Below are 22472 nucleotides of genomic sequence, written 5' to 3'. Positions count from 1 at the left end.
TTCCTCTCGCACTCGTCACGCACCGGCCCCGGACCGGGCCGGTCATGGGTCAGCGTGGGAGCGCGAGAGAGGCGAACTCCAACCAGGCGGGGAAGGATGAGGAATTCTTCCTTCGCACCCGTCCCCGGTGCGGAAAGCTCACGACCGTACGACCGGCTACCGCCCGTCGTCCGGGATGTCGAAGCGGTCGAGGTCGCGCAGCCAGGCCCGGGCCGTGCTGTCGGACGGCGCGCGCCAGTCACCGCGCGGCGAGAGGGAGCCGCCGGCCGAGACCTTCGGCCCGTTCGGCATGGCCGAGCGCTTGAACTGCGCGAACGCGAAGAAGCGGCGGCAGAAGACCTCCAGCCAGCGCCGGATCTCCGGCAGGTCGTACGCCACCCGATCGGACTCGGGGAAGCCCGGCGGCCAGGCGCCGGCCTCCCGGTCGTGCCAGGCGTGCCAGGCCAGGAAGGCGATCTTCGACGGCCGGAACCCGTGGCGCAGCACGTGGAAGAGGGTGAAGTCGTGCAGCGCGTACGGGCCGATCTTCGACTCGGTGGACTGCAGTTCCTCGCCGGGCACCAGCTCCGGGCTGATCTCGGTGTCGAGGATGGCGGCCAGCGTCCGGCCCGTGCCCTCGTCGACCTGGCCGCTGCTGACGACCCAGCGGATCAGATGCTGGATCAGCGTCTTCGGCACCCCGGAGTTGACGTTGTAGTGGCTCATCTGGTCGCCCACACCGTAGGTGCACCAGCCGAGCGCCAGCTCCGAGAGGTCACCGGTGCCGAGCACGATGCCGCCGCGCTGGTTGGCCAGCCGGAACAGGTAGTCGGTGCGCAGCCCGGCCTGCACGTTCTCGAAGGTGACGTCGTACACCGGCTCGCCGGACGCGAACGGGTGTCCCATCTCCTGGAGCATGAGCCGTGCGGTCGGCGAGATGTCCAGCTCGGCCGCGGTGACGCCGAGCGCGCGCATCAGCTGGTGGGCGTTGTCCTTGGTGTGGTCGCTGGTGGCGAAGCCGGGCAGGGTGAAGGCCAGGATGTCACTGCGCGGGCGGCCCGCGCGGTCCATCGCCCGGGCCGCGACGATCAGTGCGTGCGTGGAGTCGAGGCCGCCGGACACCCCGATGACGACCTTCGGGCCGCCGATCGCCGCCAGCCGCTGTTGCAGGGCCGCGACCTGGATGTTGTACGCCTCGTAGCAGTCCAGGGCGAGACGGTCGGGGTCGGCGGGCACGAACGGGAAGCGTTCGACGCGGCGCCGCAGCCCGAGGTCGGCCGTCGGCGGGTCGAGCCGGAACGGCACCCGCCGGAAGCCGCCGGTACGCGCGGCGTGGGCGCGGCGGTTGTCGTCGAACGTGCCCACCCGCTGCCGCTCCTGGCGCAGCAGGTCGAGGTCCACGTCGGCCACCGCGTACTGGTCGTCGAGCGGGAACCGGTCGGTCTCGGCCAGCAGCACACCGTTCTCGTAGATCATGGTCTGGCCGTCCCAGGACAGGTCGGTGCTCGACTCGCCCAGTCCGGCCGCCGCGTAGACGTACGCGGCGATGCAGCGCGCGGATGCCGAGCGGCACAGCAGCCGCCGGTCCTCGGCGCGGCCGACCGTGATCGGGCTGCCCGAGAGGTTGGCGAGCACGGTCGCGCCGGCCAGTGCCGCCTCCGCGCTCGGGGGCACCGGGACCCACATGTCCTCGCAGATCTCCGCGTGCAGTACGAGGCCGGGAACGTCCTCCGCCTCGAAGAGGAGGTCGACGCCGAACGGCACGGTCGCGCCGCCCAGCCGGATCGTGCCGCCGCGCTCGTCCTCGCCCGAGGCGATCTGCCGCCGCTCGTAGAACTCCCGGTAGTTCGGCGGGTAGGACTTGGGCGAGACGCCGAGGACCCGGCCGCGGTGCACGATCACCGCGCAGTTGTAGATCCGGTGGCGATGGCGCAGCGGGGCGCCGACGACCAGCACCGGCAGCAGATCCGCGGACCCGGCCACGATGGTCTCGAGCGCCTCCTCGACCTGGTCGAGCACTGCGTCCTGGAGCAGGAGGTCCTCGATCGAATAGCCGGTCAGGCAGAGCTCGGGGAAGACGGCGACGGCGACCCCCTCCTGTGCGCACCGGCGTGCCTGACGCAGAACGGATTCGGCGTTGGTGTGCGGGTCGGCGATGGCGGAGTGGCCCGTACACGCGGCGATGCGTGCGAAGCCGTGCTGGTAGATCGACCAGAAGTTCAACGTGGCTTCCTCAGGAACAGGACGGATGGACACCTTGCCAGTGGATCACATCCGATGCGCACGCCGTCGCCGGAGGGGCATCGGTGCTCACAGCTGCGCGAGTCCCGGCAGGAGCCCGGCCGCCGTCGTGATGTCGCCGGTCAGCGGGCGGTCCTCGGTGCCGGTCGGAAGGGCGGCGGCCGCGAGGGCGAAGGCGGGATACGGGGGTGCCACCGGGTGCAGCCGCAGCGCCCGTACGGCGGCGACCAGTTCGCAGGCCAGAACGGTGGCATACGCGTCGGCGGCCCGTGCCGTCTGGCGGGCGGCCTGGCCGGCGAAGCTGGCGGCCTCCTCCAGACCGCCGGAGAGGACAGCGTGCCCCGTCGAGGCGGGTGCGGCACAGGAGCGCAGTTCCGCGAGCGCCGAGTTGGCCGTGTACTCCAGGATCATCGTGCCGGAGCTGCCTGCGGGGCCGGAGGCGAGGAAGGCGGGCAGGCCGGTGAGGCCGGGGCGGCCGAGTGCCGTCAGGCGGGCGGCGGAGAGCTGGGCGGTCTGCAGCAGGGCCAGGTTCAGACCGTCCAGGGCCAGGCCCAGCGGGGCCGCGAAGAAGCCGCCGTGGTGGTAAAGCCGGCCGTCGGGGGCAAGGACCGGGTTCTCCGTCGGGCAGTTGATCTCGACCTCGACGATCCGGCGCAGCGCGTCGCAGGCCTCCAGGGCGGCGCCGTGCGCCTGCGGAAAGGCCCGGAAGCCGAACGGGTCCTGAATGCGGCGTCCGGCGGACGGAGGTCCCGCCTGTCCGGGCGCGGCCGGGACGGTGGCCGGCCGGTCGGGCATCCCGAGCAGCCGCCGCACCTCTGCGGCCGCACGGGCCGGGCCGGGGTAGGGCCGCAGGGCGTGCACGGGAGCGGCGTACGCCTCCGCCGACCCGGAGACGGCGGCGAGCGAGAGCGCTGCCACCGCGTGCGTGGCCCGCAGCAGCACATCCACCTCGTACCAGCCGAGCGCAGCCTGCCCCAGCGCAAGGGCGTTACTACTCAGCAGAGCCAGCGCATCCCCCGGCCTGAGGGTGACGGGAACGGGAAGGCCGGGCCGGGGTTCGACGGGACAGAACTCCACGGCGCACCCCTCCCCGAGACCGGAGGCGGCGGGGCCGACCCCGCCAGCGAGAGACCCGGCCGGCGGGGGCTCCGCAGAGGCGGCCTCAGCGGACACAGACACCCCAGCGCCAGGCCCAGCAGGCAGCAGCTCCGCACGGCCAGGCCCAGCAGGCAGCCGCTCCCCACAGCCAGGCCCAGCAGGCAGAGGCACCGCAGAGCCGGAATCCGCACCACAAGCCCCGCCAGCGAGAGACCCGGCCGACAGCGGCTCCACAGCGCCCGACTCAGCAGACACAGACACCCCAGCGCCAGGCCCAGCAGGCAGCCGCTCCCCACAGCCAGGCCCAGCAGGCAGAGGCACCGCAGAGCCGGAATCCGCACCACGAGCCCCGCCAGCGAGAGACCCGGCCGACAGGGGCTCCACCGAGGCGGGCTCAGCAGACACAGACACCCCAGCGCCAGGCCCAGCAGGCAGCCGCTCCGCACAGCCAGGCTCAGCAGGCAGAGGCACCTCAGAGTCGGAATCCGCAGCACGAGCCCCGGCAGGGCTGGGCTGTGCAAGCCGGGACGGGCCCTCTTCCCACGCCTGCCGCGCGGCTGGCTCGGCCCTCACCGGCTCTTCCGCGCGGCGAACGCCAGGCCCGGTTCCGGCCGACACCTGCGCCCCACCAACCCCCGCCCCAGGCCCGGCCGGCATCTCCACCCACCGCGCCCCGTCCTCTGTCCGTGCCGGCCCCCTCAACCCCGTCGGCAGCCACTCGGCCCCCCGCGTCTCCCCGGCCGTCGTCCAGGGCCGCTCGCCCAGCAGTGTCAGTCCCGTCTGGGCCAGGGCCGTCAGGTCGGCGGTGCCGATGGCGCCGTACTCGTTGACCGCGGGGTGGACGCGCAGGCGCAGGGCCTCGGTGAGGGCGGTGACGAAGGACGGGTGGATGCCGGAGCCGCCGGCCAGGAGCTGGTTGGCGCGGACGGCGAGCATCGCGCGGATCTGGCGGGGCGGGAGCAGGGGGCCCGCCCCGCCCGCGTGGCTGCGCAGGAGGCGCAGGCCGTGGGCTGTCTCCTCGGCGGGGTCGACCCGCACCGAGCGGTGGGCGCCGACGCCCGTGCCGCGGCCGTACCAGCGGCCGGTGGCGGCGAGCCGGTCGGCCTGCTCGCGGGCGCGGTGCAGCCGGTGCAGGGCCCCGGGGTCCACGGCAGGGTCGGCGGCGCCGTCGGCGAGGCGGACCAGCGCGGGCAGACCGAGGCCGGTGCCGTCGAGCACGACGCGGGTGTCCCCGGCCTTCGGGGGCACCCGCGTCGTCGGGTCCACGGCCCTGTCCGCGCCGCGTTCGGTCAGCCGAGACCGGCGGACTTCAGCCAGGCCTGGGCGACGTCCAGCGGGTCCTTGTGCTGCGACTGCACCTGGATGTCCAGGTCCAGCAGGGTCGCCGTGTCCAGCTTGGCCGAGACGGCGTCGAGCGCGTCGGCGCCCTTCTGGGGCAGGACGCTCTTGTTGACGAGCGGCTGCACGTTCTCGAAGCCGAAGAGGTTCTTAGGGTCCTGCAGGACGACGAACTTCTCCTTGGCGATGGTTGTGTCCGTGGTGAAGATGTCCGCCGCCTGCACGGCGTTCTTCTTCAGCGCCGCCTGGGTGAGCGGGCCGCCCGCGTCCAGCGCCTTGAAGGACTTGAAGTCCAGGCCGTAGACGTCCTTCAGGCCGACCAGGCCCTGCCGGCGGGTCTGGAACTCCGGCGAGGCGCCGAGGGTCAGGTCCTTCGCGAGGTCCTTCAGGTCGGCGATGGAGGACTTCTCGGTGAGGTTGTACTTCTTCGCCGTGGCCGCGTTGACCGTGACGGAGTCCTTGTTCTGCGCGGGCGAGGGCTTCAGCAGGGTCAGCTTGGAGTCCAGCTTGGCCTCGATGGCCGACGTGGTCGCCTCGACGGTCTTCGGGGCTGCCTTCGGGTCGAGGTAGGCCAGCAGGGCGCCGTTGTACTCGGGCAGGACCGACACGGAGCCGCTCTTGAGCAGACCGTAGGTGGTCTCGCGGCTGCCGATGTTCGGCTTGTAACCGACCTTGATTCCCTTGGCCTTGAGGGCCTCGCCGTAGATGTCCGCGAGCAGGATGCTCTCGGCGAAGTTGTTGGATCCGACGACGACGGTGTCGCCGCTCGCCTTGCTGTCCGTAAGGGGGTTGCTGCCCTTGCCGTCGGTGGAACCACAGCCCGCCAGCAGGGCCGTCGTCGCCGCGAGGGCGACCGCCGCCGCGCCTCGGTTTTTGAGGATGGGCCTGCTGATGCGCTTGATGGAAGTCACCCACTGATCCAATCCAGCCAGTTCTCGACCAGTCAAGTGCCTCCAGGTCACTGATTGGCTTCGATCCGCGACCAGTTGGCAGCTCCTTGTAACGGATTCTTGATCTGAGCCGAGCTGATTGATGCTTCAAGAACACGGTAGTCTCACGGCAGTTGAAATCGGTCACAGCGGTGCACGGGGCCCGCTTCCGCCGTAAGGCACCCCCTTTGAAGGAGGCCCGGTGTCCACGAACCAGGTGGACGCGCCCGCCCGGCATGCCCCGGTACACCGTGGTGCACGAGGCTTCGCCGACCGCTGGCCCTTCCGGCGCAAGCTCAACCTGCTCGTCGGCATTCCGCTCGCCGTCGTCGCCGTCCTGCTGTCGTACCCGGTCACCGACCTGGTCCAGCAGTCGGACAGCGCCGAGTCGGCGGCCCGGCTGGTGCGGGACAGTGCGCAGGTGGCCCGGCTGGTGGACCGCGTGGAAGCCGAGCACCAGCAGGCGATCCTGCTGTCCGCGCGCTACGAGTCCGGCTACGCCAAGCCCTCGCTCGCCGCCTACCGCGCGGCGCAGGAGTCGGTGAACGACCAGGTCAGAAACGTGCGTGACACCTTCGGCGGCCGGTTGCCGGACACCGAGGAGCAGGCCCTCAGGGCTGTCGACGGCCTGTCCAGCCTGCGCCAGAGCGTCGAGGAGGGCTATCTCCCGGCCGACAACATCGACCCGGCCTACACGGATGCGGCGAGCGACGTGATCGACGGTCTCCGTCTCGACCGCACCACCACGCTCGCCACGACCTTCACCGGCAACCTGCTGGACTCCCTGCTGCGCGCGGACGCGGCCCACGGCGCCTTCGAGACCAGCGTGTTCTCGGCGGCCACCGGGGACACCAACGCGCTGATCGAGTTCACCAACGCGGTCGGCTCCTACGACCTCTACGTCCACCAGCGGGACCGATTCTCCCGGTTCGCCACCGAGCGCCAGGCCCAGCTGCTGGCCGCCATCGAGCGCTCCCCCGCACAGCAGAAGATCGACGATTCCTACGCCGCGTTGCAGATCGATCCCACCCAACTGGAGGCGGGCAGCCGGGAGGAGATCCGCCGGGCGGTCCAGGACGCGCTGAGCAACTACCCCGACTACCCCGAACAGGCTGCCACCCGGCTGAAGATCACCACCTCGCTGATCGGCCAGATCGCCGACCGCGCCGACGACGCCGCCTCCTCGGCGAAGTGGCACGCGGGCCTGCTGCTGTACGGCGCGCTCATCGGCTTCGCGCTGTGGATCGCCTTCGCGGTGCTGGTGCGCCGCTCGGTCGTCCGGCCGGTGCAGGCGCTGACCGGGGCCGCGCAGGAGGTCGCCGAGGTCGCCGGGCGCGAGCTGGCCCGGGTCGCGGAGGACGACGCCGAGGACGACGGGCCGCCCCGGCTGCGGGACATGCCGGTCACGGCACGCGACGAGATCGGCGACCTGGCCGAGGCCTTCAACCGGGTGCAGACCACCGCCGCCGCCCTGCTGGCACGCCAGGTGCTCAGCCGCCGCAACACCGCGGAGATGTTCGGCAACGTCGGCCGCCGCGTCAGCAACCTGACCACGCGCCAACTCGCCCTGATCGACGCCGTGGAGCGCGGCGAGACCGACCCGGCGCTGCTGGAGCGCCTCTACTCCATCGACCACATCGCCGTACGCCTGCGCCGCAACGCCGACAGCCTGATGCTGCTCGCGGGCATCCGGGAGACGATGCCGGCCGGCGGGCCCACGGCGCTCTCCAACGTCGTGCGGGCCGCGCTCGGGCAGATCGAGGGCTATCAGCGGGTACGGCTCTACGCCGCCTCGGACGCCCTGGTCGAGCCGGACACCATCGGCGACCTCACTCTGATGACGGCCGAACTCGTCGAGAACGCCGTGTCGTTCTCCCCCGAGGACAGCCCCGTCGAGGTGACCGTCCGCTCCGGCGCTGACGGCGCGCATGTCGTCATCACCGACCACGGTCTCGGCATGAGCGCCGAGCGCCTCGGCGAGGAGAACGCCCGCCTGATCCGCCGCGAGCGCCTCGACCTGGTGCCGACGAAGGTGCTGGGCCTGTTCGTGGTGGGCGCGCTGGCCCGCCGCTGGGAGATCGGGGTCGAGCTGACCCGCACGCCGGGCGGGGGCGTGACGGCGGAGGTGACGCTGCCGGCCTCGCTGCTGCTGACGACGGGCCCGGTGGCAGACCCTCCCGCCGGGCCCGTCGCCGTGGCACCGGCGGCCGCGGACGCCTCCTGCGGACCGGTACCGTCCGACTCCGCCGGGGAGCAGACCGAACCCGCAGGTCACCTGCCCCGCCGCGTCCCGAGCCGCGAGGCAGCCACACCCGAGGAACAGCCGCAGCCCGTCCCGCCGGGCACCGGCCGCCCCCTGCGCCGCCGGGTCCGCGGGGCCACGCTCCGTACGACCGCCGACGCGGCCCGGGCCGTGCCGCAGGCGGCCCGCCCCCGGGACGCGGAGGCGGAGCGCAGCGCGCTGGAGGAGTTCGAGGCTGCGGTGGAACGCGCCCGCAAGGACTGCGAGACCGCACACCAGGCGCACCCCCACCCCGAGAGCGCTCTCGCTCCCGCGCCCACACCGACCCCGCCGCACGACCCGAACCATCTTCCGGAAGGAGCCGAGCAGTGAGCACGTCGACGGATGACACCCCGACGGGCGGCAGCACGCCGACCGACCTGCAGGCAGCCGCAGCCGACTTCACCTGGCTGCTGAACCGATTCGCGACCGAGACCGCAGGCGTCGTCGACGCGATCGCCGTCTCCTCCGACGGCCTGCTGATCGCCGTGTCCGAGCTGCGCGAACGCGCCCACTCGGAACGGCTCGCCGCGATCGTCTCGGGCATCACCAGCCTGGCCGCCGGCGCCTCCGGCAACTACGGCCTGGGCGGCCTGAACAAGGTCATCATCGACCTGGAGGGCGGCCATGTCATCGTCTCCGCGATCGGCAGCGGCGCCGTACTGGGCGTGGTCGCCGACAAGGACGCCAAGCTCGGCAACATCGCCTACGAGATGACACTGTTCGCCAACCGCGCCGGTGCCGCCCTCAGCCCGCAGTTGGTGCTGGAGCTGAAGAACAGCGTCGGCGCGACGTCGGCACGCTGAGGAAGAGAAGGTATCCATGGCGGACGCCACCCCGGGCCCGGACCCGGTCGGCCCCGCCCCCGCCGTACGGCCGTTCCTGGTCACCGCCGGCCGGGTGGCGGACGCCGCCCCCGGCCGGTCGTTGCCCGTGGAGACCCAGGTGGTGGCCACCGCCGCCGGTCTCGACGCGCTCGGCCGGCTCTCCTTCGAGCGGTACGACATCGTCGCCGCCTGCCGGCTGCCGCAGTCGGTCGCGGAACTCGCGGCCCGGCTGCGGCTGCACCTCAACGTGGTCCGTGTGCTGGCCGAAGACCTGCGCGAGGCGGGGCAGCTGGCGGTGCACGTACCCGACGCCGCAGCCACCCACGACGCCTCCGTCCTGCGCAGGGTTATCGACGGCCTGAGGGCCGTCTCCGACTCCCGAGGGGTACCGAGTGACACCGACTGAACCGCTCACCGGGGGCGTGGCCGCGGCCACCGCCCTGCGGCCGCCGCTGCCGGTGAAGATGGTGATCGCGGGCGGCTTCGGCGTGGGCAAGACCACCGCCGTCGGCTCGGTCTCGGAGATCGAGCCGCTGACCACCGAGGCCTCGGTCACCGAGGTCGCGGCGGGCGTGGACGACCTCACGCACACCCCGCGCAAGACCACCACCACGGTGGCGATGGACTTCGGCTGCATCACCATCGACCCGACGCTGAAGCTGTACCTGTTCGGCACGCCGGGGCAGGAGCGGTTCGGGTTCATGTGGGACGACATCGTGGAGGGCGCGGTCGGCGGCCTGGTCGTCGTCGACACCCGCCGTCTGGACGACTGCTATGCGGCCGTCGACTACTTCGAGCACCGGGACATCCCGTTCGCGGTGGCGGTCAACGCCTTCGACGGGAAGGTGGAGCACACGCTGGACGAGGTCCGCTGGGCCCTCGACGTCTCCGACGGCGTCCCGGTCGTGGTGTTCGACGCCCGCGAGCGCGGCTCGGTGCGGGACGCGCTGCTCGTCGTGCTCGAACTGGCGCTGGCCCGCACCGAAGCCTGACCCTCAGCTGCTCCTGCGCACGCCCGGCGAGACCGTGAGACGGGAGACCAGCCAGAACACGGCCAGCGTCGCGAGCGCCATCCCGGCGACCAGGGTGGCGCCGCCGACGACCTTCTCGTAGTTCTTCTGGTAGAGCCCGTCGATGATGTAGCGGCCGAGGCCGCCGAGGCTCACATAGGCGGCGATGGTGGCGGTGGAGACGATCTGGATGGCGGCCGTGAGCAGACCGCTCAGGATCAGCGGGAGCGCGACCGGGATCTCCACCTGGAACAGGACCCGGGTCTCGGACATCCCCATGCCCCGCGCGGCGTCGACCGGGGACGGGTCGACGGAGCGTATCGCCTCGAAGGTGGTGACCAGGATCGGCGGTACGGCGAGCGCCACCAGCGGGATCATCACCGGCAGCAGGCCGAACCCGATCCAGATGAACAGCAGCACCAGCAGGCCGAAGCTGGGCAGCGCCCGCCCTGCGGTGGCGACCAGGGCGAGGACGTTCCCGCCGCGCACGGTGTGCCCGGTGACCAGGCCGACGGGCAGTGCGATGGCGGCGGCGATCGCGAGGGCCTGAAGGGTGTAGTGGAGGTGCTCGCCGACCCGGGTGGGGATGCCGTCGTAGCCGTGCCAGTGGGAGCTGTCGCTCAGGAAGGCGTGGACGAAGTTCAGTACGTTCACCGGACGGCGCCCTTCCTCGGCATCCAGGGGGTGAGCAGGAGCCGTACGAGGATCAGCGCGACGTCGGCGAGGATCGCCAGGGCCGCGATGGTCAGCACCGAGGTCACGGCGAGTTCGGGGCGGTGGTAGATGTTCGCGTCGTTGAGCAGGTTGCCGAGGGCGCCCTGGTTGCCGATGAGCATGCCGACGCTGACCAGGGAGATGCTGGACACGGTCGCCACCCGCAGGCCCGCGATGATGGCGGGTACGGCGATGGGCAACTGGACCTGGAGATAACGCCGTACGGGTCCGAAGCCCATGGCGGTGGCGGCGGCCAGCGTCTCCGGTGGCACCGAGCGGACGCCGTCCACGATCGCCGGGACGAGCACCACCAGGCTGTACACGGCGAGCGGGATCATCACCGTGGTCTCGGTCTGGCCGGTGTAGTCGATGAGCACGACGAAGAAGGCCAGGGACGGGATGGCGTACAGCACGATGGTGAGGCCGAGCACAGGCGCGTAGAGCCAGCGGAAGCGCACGCACAGCTGGGCCAGGGGCAGCGAGACGAGCAGCCCGGCCAGCACCGGCAGCAGGGCCTCCCGCAGGTGCAGGCCGATCAGGCCGAGGTAGCTGTGCTGGAGGTCGCTCGGGATGTCGAAGAAGCCGCTCATCGCGCGGCCTTCGCGTCCGGCCGGCCCTCGGCGTGGGCGGCGCGGATCGCCTCGCCGATCATCTGCTGGGAGACGACACCGACGGCACGCCCCTCCTCGTCCACCGCCACGGCCCAGCCGGTCGGCGAGAGCACGGCCCCGTCGAGCGCGGTGCGCAGCGAGTCCTTGCCGGGCACGAACGGCCGTCCGAACGGCAGCAGTCGGTCCCGGTCGATCGCTCCGGCGGCGAGGTCGTCCGGCGCACCCCAGCCGAGCGGCTTGCCGTCGGTGTCCGTCACGAGAAGACAGGGGGCGGCTTCGCCACCGGAGGCGAGCTTCTCCGTGCCCGCGTCGATCGCCACGACCGGCGCGGTGTGCAACTCCAGTTCGGTGGACGGGAAGAAGGACAGTCGCCGGATGCCCCGGTCGGCGCCGAGGAAGTCCTCCACGAAGGGGTCGGCGGGTACGCTGAGCAGTTCGGCGGGCGGGGCGAACTGGGCGAGCCTGCCGCCGGTGCGCAGCACGGCGACCATCGTGCCCAGCTTGACGGCCTCGTCGATGTCGTGCGTGACGAAGACGATCGTCTTACCCAACTCGTCCTGGATTCGCAGGAGTTCGTCCTGCAGTCCCTTGCGCACCACCGGGTCGACGGCGGAGAACGGCTCGTCCATGAGCAGCACCGGCGGGTCGGCGGCGAGCGCCCGGGCCACGCCGACGCGCTGCTGCTGGCCGCCGGAGAGCTGGTAGGGGTACCGCTTGGCGAGCGAGGTGTCGAGCCCGACCCGCTCCATCAGTTCCGCCGCCCGCGCCCGCGCCTTCTGCTTGCTCCAGCCGAGCAGCCGGGGCACGGTGGCGATGTTGTCGAGGATGGTGCGGTGCTGGAAGAGACCGGCGTTCTGGATGACGTACCCCATCGACCGGCGCAGGGTGTTGACCGGCTGCTGCCGGATGTCCTGGCCGTCCAGGAGGATGCTGCCCTCGCTGGGCTCCACCATCCGGTTGATCATCCGCAGGGTCGTCGTCTTGCCGCAGCCGGAGGGGCCGACGAGGACGGTGATCGCGCGGTCCGGTATCTCCAACGACAGCCCGTCGACGGCAACCGTGCCGTCCGGGTACCGCTTGGTGACTGCATCTATCCGTATCAAAACGCCGCGTATCCTTCGGTTTTGGCGAAGCTGGGCCGTTGCCGGGAGAGTCTAGACGGCGAGTGTTACAGCACTTTGGCGGGAGAGCGCCTGGCAGCCCGGCGTGACCGGGCTGTGGGCGGTCCTGGTGCCGGCCGCGGCCCTGTACACCTGGAACCTGTCCTCCCTGACCGGCAACTCCTTCTACGACGTGGCCGTCTACAGCGGCACGAAGAGCTGGAAGGCGTTCTTCTTCGGCGCGCTCGACTCGGGCAGCTTCATCACCGTCGACAAGCCTCCGTTCGCCCTGGGGGTGATGGGTCTGTCCGCCCGCCTCTTCGGCTACGGCACCTGGCAGCTGGTGCTGCCGATGGCCGCGGCAGGCGTCGGCTCGGTGGCGGTGCTGCACCGGCTGGTCAAGCGGGACTTCGGGCGCGGCCGCCCTGCTGAGGGCCGTACGCACCGGCAGGCTCGTGCCGCTCGTGCGGTCCGGCGTGGCGATCGGCTGCGCGTTCAACACGAAGACCCTCGATCGCACCGTACGAGCGCCCTGCGCGCGGCCGCCCCGGATCGGTCCTGGTCCTGGTCCGCGCTGGCGCACGCGGGCGCCTGAACGGACGGGCAAAGACCGGTCCGGGTCATCGGGGTGCGCGCGGTCAGGCCTGCGAGGTACGTGCGGTCAGCCCGTCACCTCAACGCCGTCCAGCATCTCCGCGGCCGCCTGCCGCGCGTGGGGCCGTGCCGCGAGGACCGCCACGTCGTCCTCTGCGTGGCGCGCGTCCAAGGTGGTCAGGATGGTGTCCAGAACGTCGCCCACGCCGTGGCCGGTGGTGAAGCGCAGGGCGGACAGGCGGGCCAGGGAGCTGTCGATGTCCTCGCCGCGGCGCTCCACGAGCCCGTCGGTGAAGAGCACCAGGGTCTGGTCGGGGGCCAGCTTGTGGGTGGCCGACTCGTAGCCGCCGAAGCCGGTGCCGAGCGGCGGCCCGACGGGCACGGGCAGCGGTGTGGTCAGACCGTCCCCGCTGATGAGCACGGGCGGCAGATGACCGGCGCTGGCGAGCGTGACCTGCCCCCGGCCGGGGTCGATCCGCGCGAGCAGACAGGTGGCCGGCCTCCGCTCGGCCTCGCCGGAGGCGATGTCGTCCATCTGCCGCAGCACCCGGTGCGGGGGCAGGTCGGAGGAGGCGATGTAGCGCAGCGAGGAGCGGTAGGCGCTCATGTCGACGGCGGCCTCCAGGCCGTGGCCCATCACGTCGCCGACGACCAGCAGGGTGCGGCCGAAATGGAGCCGTACGGTCTCGCACCAGTCGCCGCCGACCAGCACCCGGCTGCTGCCGGCCGGGAGGTAGCGGACGGCGACGTCCAGGTTCGGGTGCGGCCGGCCGGGTTCCGCCAGCAGCGCGCGTTGCAGGTCACCGGCCGTCTGGCTGACCTGGTCATAGGCGCGGGCGTGCCGGATGTGGGAGGCGGCGCGTTCAGCGAGGAGGGTCAGCCGCTCGGCCTCCGGACGGGTGAACCTCGCTCCGTGCCGCGCCGAGACCAGGACGCCGTACTGGTCACTGCCGCTGGTCAGAGGCACGCAGAGCGCGGGCAGGCCGCGGATGCCCGGCGGCTGCTGGATCCAGGGCTCCGGCTGTCTGTCGGCGGCCGGAGTGCCCGCCTCCCGGGCCACGGCCGTGGCCCAGCGGGCATCGGGCAGCACATCCGATTCCCCGGCGACCGCCTCGTAACCGGAGACGGTCTTCCCGAACCGGCGCATGACCGCTGCCCCGCCGCCGGTCAGCCGTACGGCGGCCCGGGTCAGCTCGGCGCAGGTCGTCTCCTCGTCGAGCGTGGTGCCGATCCCGCCGGCGGCCGCCCGCAGCGCCTCCAGCCGGACCGCGTCGCCCTCCGGCTCGCCGGCCTCGTCCTCCCTGCGGTGGCCGCCGGGAGGCAGGGGCCTGCGCCGGGCCTGGATCCAGCGCACGACACCCATCACTCTCACAGAGTCTCAAACCGGAGCGGGCCGGGCACCAGCCTCTGGTGTCCCGGCCCGCTTCTGGAGCCCCGGAGGTCTCAGGCCTCGTCCGGGGCCAGCCGCAGCGAGATGCTGTTGATGCAGTACCGCTGGTCGGTGGGGGTCGGGTAGCCCTCGCCCGCGAAGACATGGCCGAGGTGGGAACCGCACCGGGCACAGCGGACCTCGGTGCGGACCATGCCGTGGGAGCGGTCCTCGACCAACTCCACCGCGTCGGTGTCCTTCGGGTCGTAGAAGGACGGCCAGCCGCAGTGCGACGCGAACTTGGTCGTGGAGGTGAACAGTTCGGCACCACAGGCCCGGCAGGAGTAGACGCCCTTGGCCTTGGTGTCCGTGTACTCACCGGTGAAGGCCGGCTCGGTCGCGGCCTGGCGCAGCACGGCGTACTCGGCCGGGGTCAGCTCTGCACGCCACTGCTCGTCCGGCTTCTCTACGTCGTACGACATGAGCCTCAGCCCCTCTACTGCTGCGACAGACGGTCCAGGATCTGCGGGCCCAGGTCGGTCACGTCGCCTGCGCCCATGGTGAGAACGAGATCACCGGGCTTCGCCATTCCCGCGACCACGGCCGGGATCTCCGCCTTGTCGTGCACGGCGGTGACGTCGGCGCCCGCCGCACGCGCGGCGTCGATGATCAGCTCGCTGGTCACCCCGGGGATCGGGTCCTCGCGGGCCGGGTAGATGTCGAGCACGAGGGAGCCGTCGGCGAGGGTCAGCGACTGGCCCATCTCCTTGCCCAGCTCCTGGGTGCGGGAGAAGAGGTGCGGCTGGAAGACCACGAGGATGCGCGCGTCACCGGCGGCGGCCCGCATGGCCTCCAGGTCGGCGGTCATCTCCGTGGGGTGGTGGGCGTAGGAGTCGATCACCTGCACCCCGGCCGCCTCGCCCTTGAGCTGGAGGCGCCGCTTGACACCGGTGTAGGCGGCCAGCGCGGGCGCCAGCTCCTCGGCGGGAATGCCGAGGGCGGCACCGGCGGCCAGCGCGGCAACCGCGTTGTGCGCGTAGTGGCGGCCGGGAACGGAGACCGCGAAGGTCAGCTCCCGCCCGTCCAGCACCACGGTGACCTGGCTCTTCAGCCCCTGCGGTACGACGGCCAGGACCCGCACGTCTGCGTCCTCGGCCGCCCCGTACGTCACGGTCTTCACCGATCCGGCCAGCCGCCGGGTCAGCTCCCGCGCACCCTCGTGGTCTGCGGAGATCACCAGCGTGCCGCCGGGCACGATCTTCCCGGCGAAGGTCTCGAAGGACTCGTAGATCTCGTCCATCGAGGCGTAGTTGGCGTGGTGGTCCAGCTCGACGTTGAGGACGATGGCGACCTCGGGCGCGTACTTGTGGAAGCTGCGGTCCGATTCATCCGCCTCGGCCACGAAGATGTCGCCGTCGCCGTGCAGCGCGTTCGAGCCGGGCACGTCCAGGTCGCCGCCGATGGCGTACGACGGCTTCAGCCCCAGCTCGGAGAGCGAGACGGCCAGCATGGAGGTGGTGGTCGTCTTGCCGTGGGTACCGGCCACGGCGATCGGACGCAGCCCCTGCATCAGCGCGGCCAGCGCGTCGGACCGGTGCACCACGGGGATGCCCAGCTCGGCGGCGCGGGCCAGCTCCGGGTTGTCCTTGCGGATCGCCGAGGAGACGACGACACAGCTCGCGTCGTCGGCGAGGTGCCCGGCGACATGCCCGATGTGCACGGTCGCGCCCAGCGCCCGCAGCGCCTCGGCGGTCGCCGACTCCTTGGCATCACTGCCGGCCACCCGAGCCCCACGCTGCGCAAGAATCTTGGCGATCCCCGACATCCCGGCTCCGCCGATGCCGATGAAGTGCGGTCGGTCCATGGCGGTGGGAAGGCCGGGTGCCATGCATGTCTCCATAAGATCCGGTACGAGCGAGAGCAGCCCTAGCCTATGTGCTGAAACACCGGTGCCCTTGCAAGGGGCGAGCGGTGACTTGCCCAGGGGCGCGGGGAACTGCGCGACCAGCCACTACGCACCCGCACCCGCCCACGCACCACTCCCCCACGGCGACTAGGCCTTACTGTGCGAGAACAACTTCAGCACCGGCACCCCCACCTTGTGCCGAGCCCGAGAAGCCCAGTCCCGATGAAAGAACTCCTCCACATAGTGAGGATCGGTCAGCACGATCACCTCATCGGCACCGACTTCGGCGACCAAGGACTTCAACGCATCCAGCGGATGATCCTCGACCAACCGCCCCTCAGCCTCGCTGCCCGCCGCCCGCAGAGCCTGCAGAGACACATCAAGGGCCTGCTGACCGACGCTCCGCGCCTCCTCACCCTCGGGCGTCTCCCCCTCACGCCGGGCCTCGTCCAGTTCGCCGAGGGCAATGTCGTCGATGGCCCGCAGCAGGCGGTCCGCCTGGTCGCCGCGCGGCTGGAGCAGGACGTGGAAGGTGACCGGCTCGTCCCCGTGCAAGGTGGTGACGAACTCCACGTCGGCGGACGTCAGGGCCTTCTCGATCATCAGAACGCTTGTGAACACCAGGCGCCTCTCTCCTCCGTGGGCCCGGCAGGGCCCTGCGGAAACCATCCTGCCCCGCGATCGCACGGGTAGTGCCGGACTAAGTGTGCCCGCCGGAAGCGAAACGGAATGGCATATTCCGCCGATTTCAGGACCGACGGTAGCGACTGAACAGAAATCCGTCCTCTTCCAGCAGGGACACGAGTTCGAAACGGCGCGGGACGGCGACGGACGGCCCGCCGGCGATGCGCTGCGCGTCCCCCGCGGTGAGCATGGGCGAGAGGGTCAGGCACAGCTCGTCCAGCACCCCCGCGGCCACCATCTGGCCGAGCAGCCGGGGCCCGCCCTCGGTGAGCTGCCGGGTGTGGCCGAGGCCGGCGAGCGCGCGCACCGCGCGGGCGGGGTCGACCCCCGAGCCCTCCCCGGCGACGAGCACCCGGGCGCCGGCCTTCTCGGCGGCGGCGACCCGGTCCGGGGCCGCGGCGGCGCCGGTCAGGATCACCGTGGGCACCAGGGGCGAGGTGAACAGCGGGAGGGAGAAGTCCAGCTCCAGGCCTGCGGTGACGACCGCGATCGCCGGGGCCGGGCCCTGCCCGGCGGCCTTGCGGGCCGCCGCGAACTCCGCACGCGCGCGTGCGGGACGGTACCCCTCCTGCCGTACCGTTTCCGCGCCCACGACGATCACGTCCGCGAGCGCGCGCAGGGTGCCGAAGACGCGCATGTCGGCCGCGCTGGAGATGGGCTGGGAGTGGCCCTCGTGCTGGGCGGCGCCGTCGAGGGTCGAGACCATGTTGGCCCGCAGCCACGGCCGCAGGGCGCCGGTGCCCGGCTCCGGGTAGGCGTAGGCGGCGGCCAGCTCGGCGAGGCTCCACTCGCGGTTCACCAGGGCATCGGCCCCGGCAGGCCCTCCGGGCACACCGGGCGCATGAGCCCCATGGGCCCCGGCCGCCCCGCTCACCTCCTGCCCCTCCACGCCCCCGCCGAAGGCCCGGGCTGCTGTCTCGTCGGTCACAGGGAACAGGCGTCGCATGACGTGCAGTGTGGCACGGCGCTTAGCATGGACAACCGTGTCGTCCTCCACCGCAGCTCCCGGTTCCAGCCCTCTGCTCGACGCGGGCCCCCTGTCCCTGTGCGCCCGTGAGCCGCACGTCCCCGCAGACCGTCTGGTCGCCGAGATGGTGCCGCCGCCGCGCTTCGACTCGGTCCGCTTCGCCACCTACATCCCGGACCCGAACCAGCCCAGCCAGACCGATGCCGTGCAGGTGCTGGAGGGCTTCGCGGCCGGGCTCGGCGGCGCGCACGCCTCCGGCGCCGGCCGGCGCGGCTTCTTCGGCTTCGGCCGGGCCAAGGCACCCAAGGCCCCGGCCGGCCCCCGCGGTGTCTACCTGGACGGCGGCTACGGCGTCGGCAAGACCCACCTGCTCGCCTCCCTCTGGCACGCCACCCCGGCCGAGCCGGCGCTCAAGGCGTTCGGCACGTTCGTGGAGCTGACCAACCTGGTCGGCGCGCTCGGCTTCCAGCAGACCGTGCAGACGCTCGGCGGCCATCGCCTGCTGTGCATCGACGAGTTCGAGCTGGACGACCCCGGCGACACCGTGCTCGTCTCCACGCTGCTCGGCAAGCTGGTCGAGGCGGGCGTGGCGCTCGCGGCCACCTCCAACACGCTGCCCGGCAAGCTCGGCGAGGGCCGGTTCGCGGCCGCCGACTTCCTGCGCGAGATCCAGGGCCTGTCCGCCCACTTCCGCGCGCTGCGCATCGACGGCGAGGACTACCGCCACCGCGGCCTGCCCGAGGCTCCGGCGCCGTTCACCGACGAAGAGGTGACGAAGGCGGCATACGCCACCGAGGGCGCCTCGCTGGACGACTTCCCGCATCTGCTGGAGCACCTGGCCCAGGTGCACCCGAGCCGGTACGGCGCCCTGACCGACTCGGTGACGGCGGTGTGCCTGACCGATGTGCGGCCGGTTCCGGACCAGTCGACGGCGCTGCGGCTGGTGGTGCTGGCGGACCGCCTGTACGACCGTGAGATCCCGGTGCTCGCCTCCGGACTGCCCTTCGGCCGGCTGTTCAGCGAGGAGATGCTGAACGGCGGCTACCGCAAGAAGTACTTCCGCGCGATATCCCGGCTCACCGCGCTGGCCCGGGACGCCAAGGGCCTGGTCGGCTCGTAGCCGACGCTCGTTATTCGATCAACACCCAACCTGTCAAGAGCCGGATCGCGCCACGCGACCGGCTCTTTTCACGCTCTCTTGGGCTCGTAACGCGCAGTTAACCCTGCAAACGACTTTGCCGGGTTAATGTGCTTCTTGACCATCCATTGACTAATGCTTGGCGCATGCAAGAAGCGTGAACTTTCGGAAGGGGGGCTCATGTTCCGAGGCACAACGGCCCGGACTGTGATCGCTCTCTTTACCGTCGCCTTGCTCGCCCTGCAGTTCTTCGCGCCCACCGGAACCTTCGCATCCGCGCACACGCTCAGTCATGCGAAGGCCAAGGCCGTATCCGGAACTGTGCCCTCCTCGAAGCCCGTGCGCAACGGGGCGGACACCCTCCGCGACGGCGGCTGCTCGCAGCAGACCCTGAGCACCCCGCACCTCCGCGACCGGCAGCGCAGCTCCGCGCACGGGTGGCCGTCGGAGCGCCCGCCGATATCCCGGCAGGCGGTCTCCCCGCAGACACCGGCCGCATCCTGTGCCCCGCACCACCGCACCACGAGATCGTCCAGAGCCCACTCCCCGGCAGCACTTCAGGTCTTCCGCTGCTGAGAGCCGCGGCTCGTCCCCCCACGAACGTCGTGCAAGCCCGACGCGCCAGTGCGGCGCGCCAGGAGGAATCCACATATCATGCAGCCCCTCATCGACAACGCCCGTACCTTCGGACAGCGCCCTGAGGAGTTCGCCAAACTCGCCGAAGGCCAGTCTCCGCAGGTGCTGTTCATCACCTGCTCCGATTCCCGGGTCGTCCCGGCCCTGATCACGGGCGCCCGCCCCGGCGAGCTGTTCGAGCTGCGCACCGCGGGCAACATCGTCCCGCCGTACACCTCACAGCACCCCACCAGCGAAGCCGCCACCATCGAGTACGCCGTGGAGGTGCTCGGCGTCCGCGACATCGTCGTGTGCGGCCACTCGCACTGCGGCGCCGTCGGCGCGCTGGTGCGCGGCGACGACCTGACCGCCGTACCCGCCGTGCGCGACTGGCTGGCGCACGCCACCCCGCGCCCGGCCGGCGCGGCCGAGGACCCGGAGGTCGCCGAGGGCGTCCAGGGCCATGTCCTGACCCAGCTGCTGCGGCTGCGCTCGTACCCGTGCATCGAGCGCAAGCTGGCGCAGGGCCGGCTCGGCCTGCACGCCTGGTACTACGAGGTGCACACCGGCGCCGTACGCGCCCACCGCCCGCAGTCCGACACCTTCGAAGCCCTGTGAGCGCGCCGATGAACAACAGTCTCATATCCCGTTTCCCCCACCTCAGGCAGGACTTCGCCGCCTCCCTCGTGGTCTTCCTGGTCGCGCTTCCGCTGTGCGTGGGCGTGGCCGTGGCCTCCGGGGTGCCGGCCGAGCTCGGGCTCGTCACCGGCATCGTGGGCGGCCTCGTCACCGGGCTGATGCGCGGCAGCAGCCTCCAGGTGTCGGGGCCGGCCGCCGGGCTGACCGTGCTCGTCTTCGAGGCGGTCAAGGAGTTCGGACTGCCGGTGCTCGGCGCCGTCGTGCTCGTCACCGGCCTGCTCCAGATCCTCATGGGCGTGCTGAAGCTGGGCCGGTACTTCCGGGCCATCTCGGTCTCGGTCGTCGAGGGCATGCTGGCCGGTATCGGTCTCGTACTGATCGCCGGTCAGCTCTACCCGGCCCTGGCGGCGAAGGCCCCCGACTCGGGCCTCGGCAAGATGGCCGGGCTGCCGGGCGCGTTCCTGGACGCCCTCGGCGACGGGAAGGCGCTCGCCTCGCTGGCCCTGTGCGCGGGCACCATCGCGGTCCTGGCGCTGTGGAAGCACGCCCCGGCGAAGCTGCGTACGCTGCCGGGGCCGCTCGCCGCGGTCGGCCTCGCCACGCTGGCCACGCTGGTGCTGAGCCTGCCGGTGGCGACCGTCGAGGTGAAGGGGCTGCTGGGCGCCATCCAGCCGCCGCCGCTGAGTGCCTTCGCCGACCTCGCGGGTGTCGGGGTGATCGGCACGGTCGTCGCGTTCACGCTGATCGCGTCCGCCGAGTCGCTGTTCAGCGCGGCGGCCGTGGACCGGCTGCACGACGGGCCGCGCACCGGGTACGACAAGGAACTGGTCGCCCAGGGCGCGGGCAACGCGCTCTGCGGGCTGCTCGGCGCGCTGCCGATGACCGCGGTGATCGTGCGCAGCGCGGCCAATGTGCAGGCCGGCGCCCGCACCAAGGCCTCCCGCGTGCTGCACGGCGTCTGGCTGCTGCTGTTCGCCGCCCTGTTGCCGGGTGTGCTCGCCTACATCCCGATCCCGGCGCTCGCGGGCATCCTGGTCTACTCCGGCGCCAAGCTCGTGCCGGTCGGGGCGCTGGCCGTGCTGTGGCGCGAGCACCGCGGCGAGGCGCTGATCCTGGGCGTCACCGCCGTGTCGATCGTGGCGGTCAGCATGTTCGAGGGCGTGCTCATCGGACTCGCCCTGGCCATCGTCAAGACGGCCTGGGAGGCCTCGCACGTCCGGATGGAGGTCGTCGACAAGGGCGCGGGCCCGATCGAGGCGTACCTGTCGGGCAACGCGACCTTCCTGCGGCTGCCGAAGATCCTCGACAGCCTGGAGTCGCTGCCCCAGGACCGCCCGGTCCGCCTGAACCTGTCCGGCCTGCACCACCTGGACCACGCCTGCCGTACGGCCCTGGAGAACTGGGCCGAGCGGCACAGCGCGGCCGGTACCGAGCCGGTCCAGGTCACGAAGCCGGACGAGCCCGCCAGAGCCACGGCCGCCTGACACCGGGCGGCCACCGCCGGGCCGGGGCGCCGACGCCCCTCGGCACCCCTGCCCGGACCCCGCTGCCCGGCCCATGGCTTCCGCCCCGGGCCGGGCATATCGTTACAGCAGCGGACAGAACGTAGGCCTCTCGGTGAGGAGGTCATCATGCTCCAGGAGCTGCTGGGCGCCGCCGCCGCGCTGGGCTCCGTCGGCCTCGTGTATCTCGCGATGGCAGCACGGGTGGTCAAGCAGTACGAGCGCGGTGTGCTGTTCCGGCTCGGGCGGGTCGCAGGTGAAGTACGCGAGCCGGGTCTGACGCTGGTGATCCCGTTCGTGGACCGGCTGCACAAGGTCAACATGCAGATCGTGACCATGCCGATCCCGGCCCAGGAGGGCATCACCCGCGACAACGTCACCGTGCGGGTGGACGCCGTCGTCTACTTCCGGGTGGTCGACTCGATCAGCGCGCTGGTGAAGGTCGAGGACTACAAGTTCGCGGTCTCACAGATGGCACAGACCTCGCTGCGCTCGATCATCGGCAAGAGCGAGCTGGACGATCTCCTCTCCAACCGGGAGAAGCTCAACGAGGGCCTGGAGCTGATGATCGACAGCCCGGCGGTCGGCTGGGGCATCCAGGTCGACCGGGTGGAGATCAAGGACGTGTCCCTGCCGGACGCCATGAAGCGGTCCATGGCCCGCCAGGCCGAGGCCGACCGGGAACGCCGGGCCCGGATCATCAACGCCGACGCCGAGCTGCAGGCCTCCAAGAAGCTCGCCGAGGCCGCCGCGCAGATGTCCGACCAACCGGCCGCACTCCAACTGCGACTGCTGCAGACGGTGATGGCGGTGGCGGCCGAGAAGAACTCCACGCTGGTCCTGCCCATCCCGGTGGAGCTGCTGCACTTCCTGGAAAAGGGCCAGCAGCAGCCCGCGCCGATCGGCGACGGAAGGCAGCGTTCCGGCTAG

At 71.7% G+C, this 22472-nt stretch carries 20 protein-coding genes and 2 pseudogenes; 10 read left to right on the top strand and 12 right to left on the bottom strand.

Going from position 1 to position 22472, the window contains the following annotated elements; genetic code table 11:
• Nucleotides 1-156: 156 nt before the first annotated feature.
• The 4 genes and pseudogenes from AQI88_RS13760 to AQI88_RS13750 form a co-directional block, all read right to left on the bottom strand.
• Nucleotides 157-2202 carry an NAD(+) synthase gene (locus AQI88_RS13760; RefSeq protein ID WP_066997415.1) on the bottom strand — a complete coding sequence of 682 codons (2046 nt, stop codon included), beginning with the start codon at nucleotides 2200-2202 and terminating at the stop codon, nucleotides 157-159.
• Nucleotides 2203-2289: 87 nt separating this feature from the next.
• Complete coding sequence (locus tag AQI88_RS49065; RefSeq protein ID WP_425264570.1) at nucleotides 2290-3297, bottom strand: aromatic amino acid lyase; 1008 nt, start codon at nucleotides 3295-3297, stop codon at nucleotides 2290-2292.
• A gap of 753 nt (nucleotides 3298-4050) precedes the next feature.
• Nucleotides 4051-4536, bottom strand: a pseudogene (locus AQI88_RS49060) (aromatic amino acid lyase); the annotation flags it as partial.
• A gap of 71 nt (nucleotides 4537-4607) precedes the next feature.
• A complete protein-coding gene (locus AQI88_RS13750; RefSeq protein WP_066997411.1) occupies nucleotides 4608-5567 on the bottom strand; it encodes an ABC transporter substrate-binding protein in 960 nt (319 codons plus the stop codon).
• Nucleotides 5568-5787: 220 nt separating this feature from the next.
• Between AQI88_RS13750 and AQI88_RS13745 the strand changes: the two genes are divergently transcribed.
• Genes AQI88_RS13745 through AQI88_RS13730 form a run of 4 tightly spaced genes read left to right on the top strand, consistent with a single transcriptional unit; the run spans nucleotide 5788 to nucleotide 9685 of the window.
• Nucleotides 5788-8199: a sensor histidine kinase gene (locus AQI88_RS13745; protein WP_066997408.1), complete on the top strand. Its 2412-nt coding sequence runs from the start codon at nucleotides 5788-5790 to the stop codon at nucleotides 8197-8199.
• The gene (locus AQI88_RS13740) at nucleotides 8196-8672 is read left to right on the top strand and encodes a roadblock/LC7 domain-containing protein (RefSeq protein WP_066997405.1); all 477 of its coding nucleotides are present in this window, start codon (nucleotides 8196-8198) and stop codon (nucleotides 8670-8672) included. The genes AQI88_RS13745 and AQI88_RS13740 overlap by 4 nt, the downstream gene beginning before the upstream one ends.
• 16 nt (nucleotides 8673-8688) lie before the next feature.
• Entirely contained in the window at nucleotides 8689-9099 is a 411-nt protein-coding gene (locus tag AQI88_RS13735; protein ID WP_066997402.1) for a DUF742 domain-containing protein, read from the top strand.
• The gene (locus AQI88_RS13730) at nucleotides 9086-9685 is read left to right on the top strand and encodes a GTP-binding protein (RefSeq protein ID WP_066997398.1); all 600 of its coding nucleotides are present in this window, start codon (nucleotides 9086-9088) and stop codon (nucleotides 9683-9685) included. Before AQI88_RS13735 ends, AQI88_RS13730 begins: the two co-directional genes overlap by 14 nt.
• 3 nt (nucleotides 9686-9688) lie before the next feature.
• Here AQI88_RS13730 and AQI88_RS13725 read toward each other — a convergent pair whose 3' ends face one another.
• Genes AQI88_RS13725 through AQI88_RS13715 form a run of 3 tightly spaced genes read right to left on the bottom strand, consistent with a single transcriptional unit; the run spans nucleotide 9689 to nucleotide 12131 of the window.
• Nucleotides 9689-10357, bottom strand: a complete 669-nt coding sequence (locus AQI88_RS13725; protein WP_066997395.1) for an ABC transporter permease — start codon at nucleotides 10355-10357, stop codon at nucleotides 9689-9691.
• Complete coding sequence (locus AQI88_RS13720; RefSeq protein ID WP_066997393.1) at nucleotides 10354-11007, bottom strand: ABC transporter permease; 654 nt, start codon at nucleotides 11005-11007, stop codon at nucleotides 10354-10356. The genes AQI88_RS13725 and AQI88_RS13720 overlap by 4 nt, the downstream gene beginning before the upstream one ends.
• Nucleotides 11004-12131, bottom strand: coding sequence for an ABC transporter ATP-binding protein (locus tag AQI88_RS13715; protein ID WP_066997390.1), 1128 nt, complete (start codon nucleotides 12129-12131; stop codon nucleotides 11004-11006). The genes AQI88_RS13720 and AQI88_RS13715 overlap by 4 nt, the downstream gene beginning before the upstream one ends.
• 112 nt (nucleotides 12132-12243) lie before the next feature.
• Here AQI88_RS13715 and AQI88_RS13710 point away from each other — a divergent pair.
• Nucleotides 12244-12661, top strand: a pseudogene (locus AQI88_RS13710) (glycosyltransferase family 39 protein); the annotation flags it as partial.
• A gap of 128 nt (nucleotides 12662-12789) precedes the next feature.
• On the opposite strand, the gene AQI88_RS13705 reads toward AQI88_RS13710, so the two are convergent.
• From AQI88_RS13705 to AQI88_RS13685, 5 genes are all read right to left on the bottom strand, one after another.
• A complete protein-coding gene (locus AQI88_RS13705) occupies nucleotides 12790-14085 on the bottom strand; it encodes a PP2C family protein-serine/threonine phosphatase (protein ID WP_244184134.1) in 1296 nt (431 codons plus the stop codon).
• Nucleotides 14086-14165: 80 nt separating this feature from the next.
• Nucleotides 14166-14573 carry a peptide-methionine (R)-S-oxide reductase MsrB gene (gene msrB / locus AQI88_RS13700; protein ID WP_066997381.1) on the bottom strand — a complete coding sequence of 136 codons (408 nt, stop codon included), beginning with the start codon at nucleotides 14571-14573 and terminating at the stop codon, nucleotides 14166-14168.
• Between the two features lie 14 nt (nucleotides 14574-14587).
• Entirely contained in the window at nucleotides 14588-15979 is a 1392-nt protein-coding gene (gene murC / locus AQI88_RS13695; protein WP_066997378.1) for a UDP-N-acetylmuramate--L-alanine ligase, read from the bottom strand.
• A gap of 165 nt (nucleotides 15980-16144) precedes the next feature.
• Complete coding sequence (locus AQI88_RS13690; protein WP_208615775.1) at nucleotides 16145-16618, bottom strand: indole-3-glycerol phosphate synthase; 474 nt, start codon at nucleotides 16616-16618, stop codon at nucleotides 16145-16147.
• A gap of 127 nt (nucleotides 16619-16745) precedes the next feature.
• Nucleotides 16746-17627, bottom strand: a complete 882-nt coding sequence (locus AQI88_RS13685; protein ID WP_079057553.1) for a pyrimidine reductase family protein — start codon at nucleotides 17625-17627, stop codon at nucleotides 16746-16748.
• A 37-nt stretch (nucleotides 17628-17664) separates the two neighbouring features.
• Between AQI88_RS13685 and zapE the strand changes: the two genes are divergently transcribed.
• From zapE to AQI88_RS13660, 5 genes are all read left to right on the top strand, one after another.
• Nucleotides 17665-18768, top strand: a complete 1104-nt coding sequence (gene zapE, locus AQI88_RS13680; protein ID WP_066997374.1) for a cell division protein ZapE — start codon at nucleotides 17665-17667, stop codon at nucleotides 18766-18768.
• 225 nt (nucleotides 18769-18993) lie between these two features.
• On the top strand, nucleotides 18994-19362 hold the full coding sequence (locus tag AQI88_RS42990) for a hypothetical protein (RefSeq protein WP_244184127.1): 369 nt from the start codon (nucleotides 18994-18996) through the stop codon (nucleotides 19360-19362).
• Between the two features lie 78 nt (nucleotides 19363-19440).
• On the top strand, nucleotides 19441-20019 hold the full coding sequence (locus tag AQI88_RS13670) for a carbonic anhydrase (protein ID WP_066997368.1): 579 nt from the start codon (nucleotides 19441-19443) through the stop codon (nucleotides 20017-20019).
• Between the two features lie 8 nt (nucleotides 20020-20027).
• Complete coding sequence (locus AQI88_RS13665) at nucleotides 20028-21524, top strand: SulP family inorganic anion transporter (RefSeq protein ID WP_066997365.1); 1497 nt, start codon at nucleotides 20028-20030, stop codon at nucleotides 21522-21524.
• Nucleotides 21525-21671: 147 nt separating this feature from the next.
• Nucleotides 21672-22472 carry a slipin family protein gene (locus AQI88_RS13660; RefSeq protein WP_066997362.1) on the top strand — a complete coding sequence of 267 codons (801 nt, stop codon included), beginning with the start codon at nucleotides 21672-21674 and terminating at the stop codon, nucleotides 22470-22472.

Origin of the sequence: Streptomyces cellostaticus, assembly GCF_001513965.1 — a bacterium.
GTDB classification, from domain to species: domain Bacteria; phylum Actinomycetota; class Actinomycetes; order Streptomycetales; family Streptomycetaceae; genus Streptomyces; species Streptomyces cellostaticus.
The sequence above is the reverse complement of the archived record's forward strand: the minus strand, read 5'-3'. Positions and strand labels throughout refer to the sequence as shown.

Coding starts and splice junctions, on each gene's coding strand:
- AQI88_RS13735 (WP_066997402.1), top strand. CDS start 8,689: ATGGCGGACGCCACCCCGGGCCCGGACCCGGTCGGCCCCGCCCCCGCC.
- AQI88_RS13720 (WP_066997393.1), bottom strand. CDS start 11,007: ATGAGCGGCTTCTTCGACATCCCGAGCGACCTCCAGCACAGCTACCTC.
- AQI88_RS13705 (WP_244184134.1), bottom strand. CDS start 14,085: ATGGGTGTCGTGCGCTGGATCCAGGCCCGGCGCAGGCCCCTGCCTCCC.
- msrB (WP_066997381.1), bottom strand. CDS start 14,573: ATGTCGTACGACGTAGAGAAGCCGGACGAGCAGTGGCGTGCAGAGCTG.
- murC (WP_066997378.1), bottom strand. CDS start 15,979: ATGGCACCCGGCCTTCCCACCGCCATGGACCGACCGCACTTCATCGGC.
- AQI88_RS13685 (WP_079057553.1), bottom strand. CDS start 17,627: ATGCGACGCCTGTTCCCTGTGACCGACGAGACAGCAGCCCGGGCCTTC.
- AQI88_RS13670 (WP_066997368.1), top strand. CDS start 19,441: ATGCAGCCCCTCATCGACAACGCCCGTACCTTCGGACAGCGCCCTGAG.
- AQI88_RS13665 (WP_066997365.1), top strand. CDS start 20,028: ATGAACAACAGTCTCATATCCCGTTTCCCCCACCTCAGGCAGGACTTC.
- AQI88_RS13660 (WP_066997362.1), top strand. CDS start 21,672: ATGCTCCAGGAGCTGCTGGGCGCCGCCGCCGCGCTGGGCTCCGTCGGC.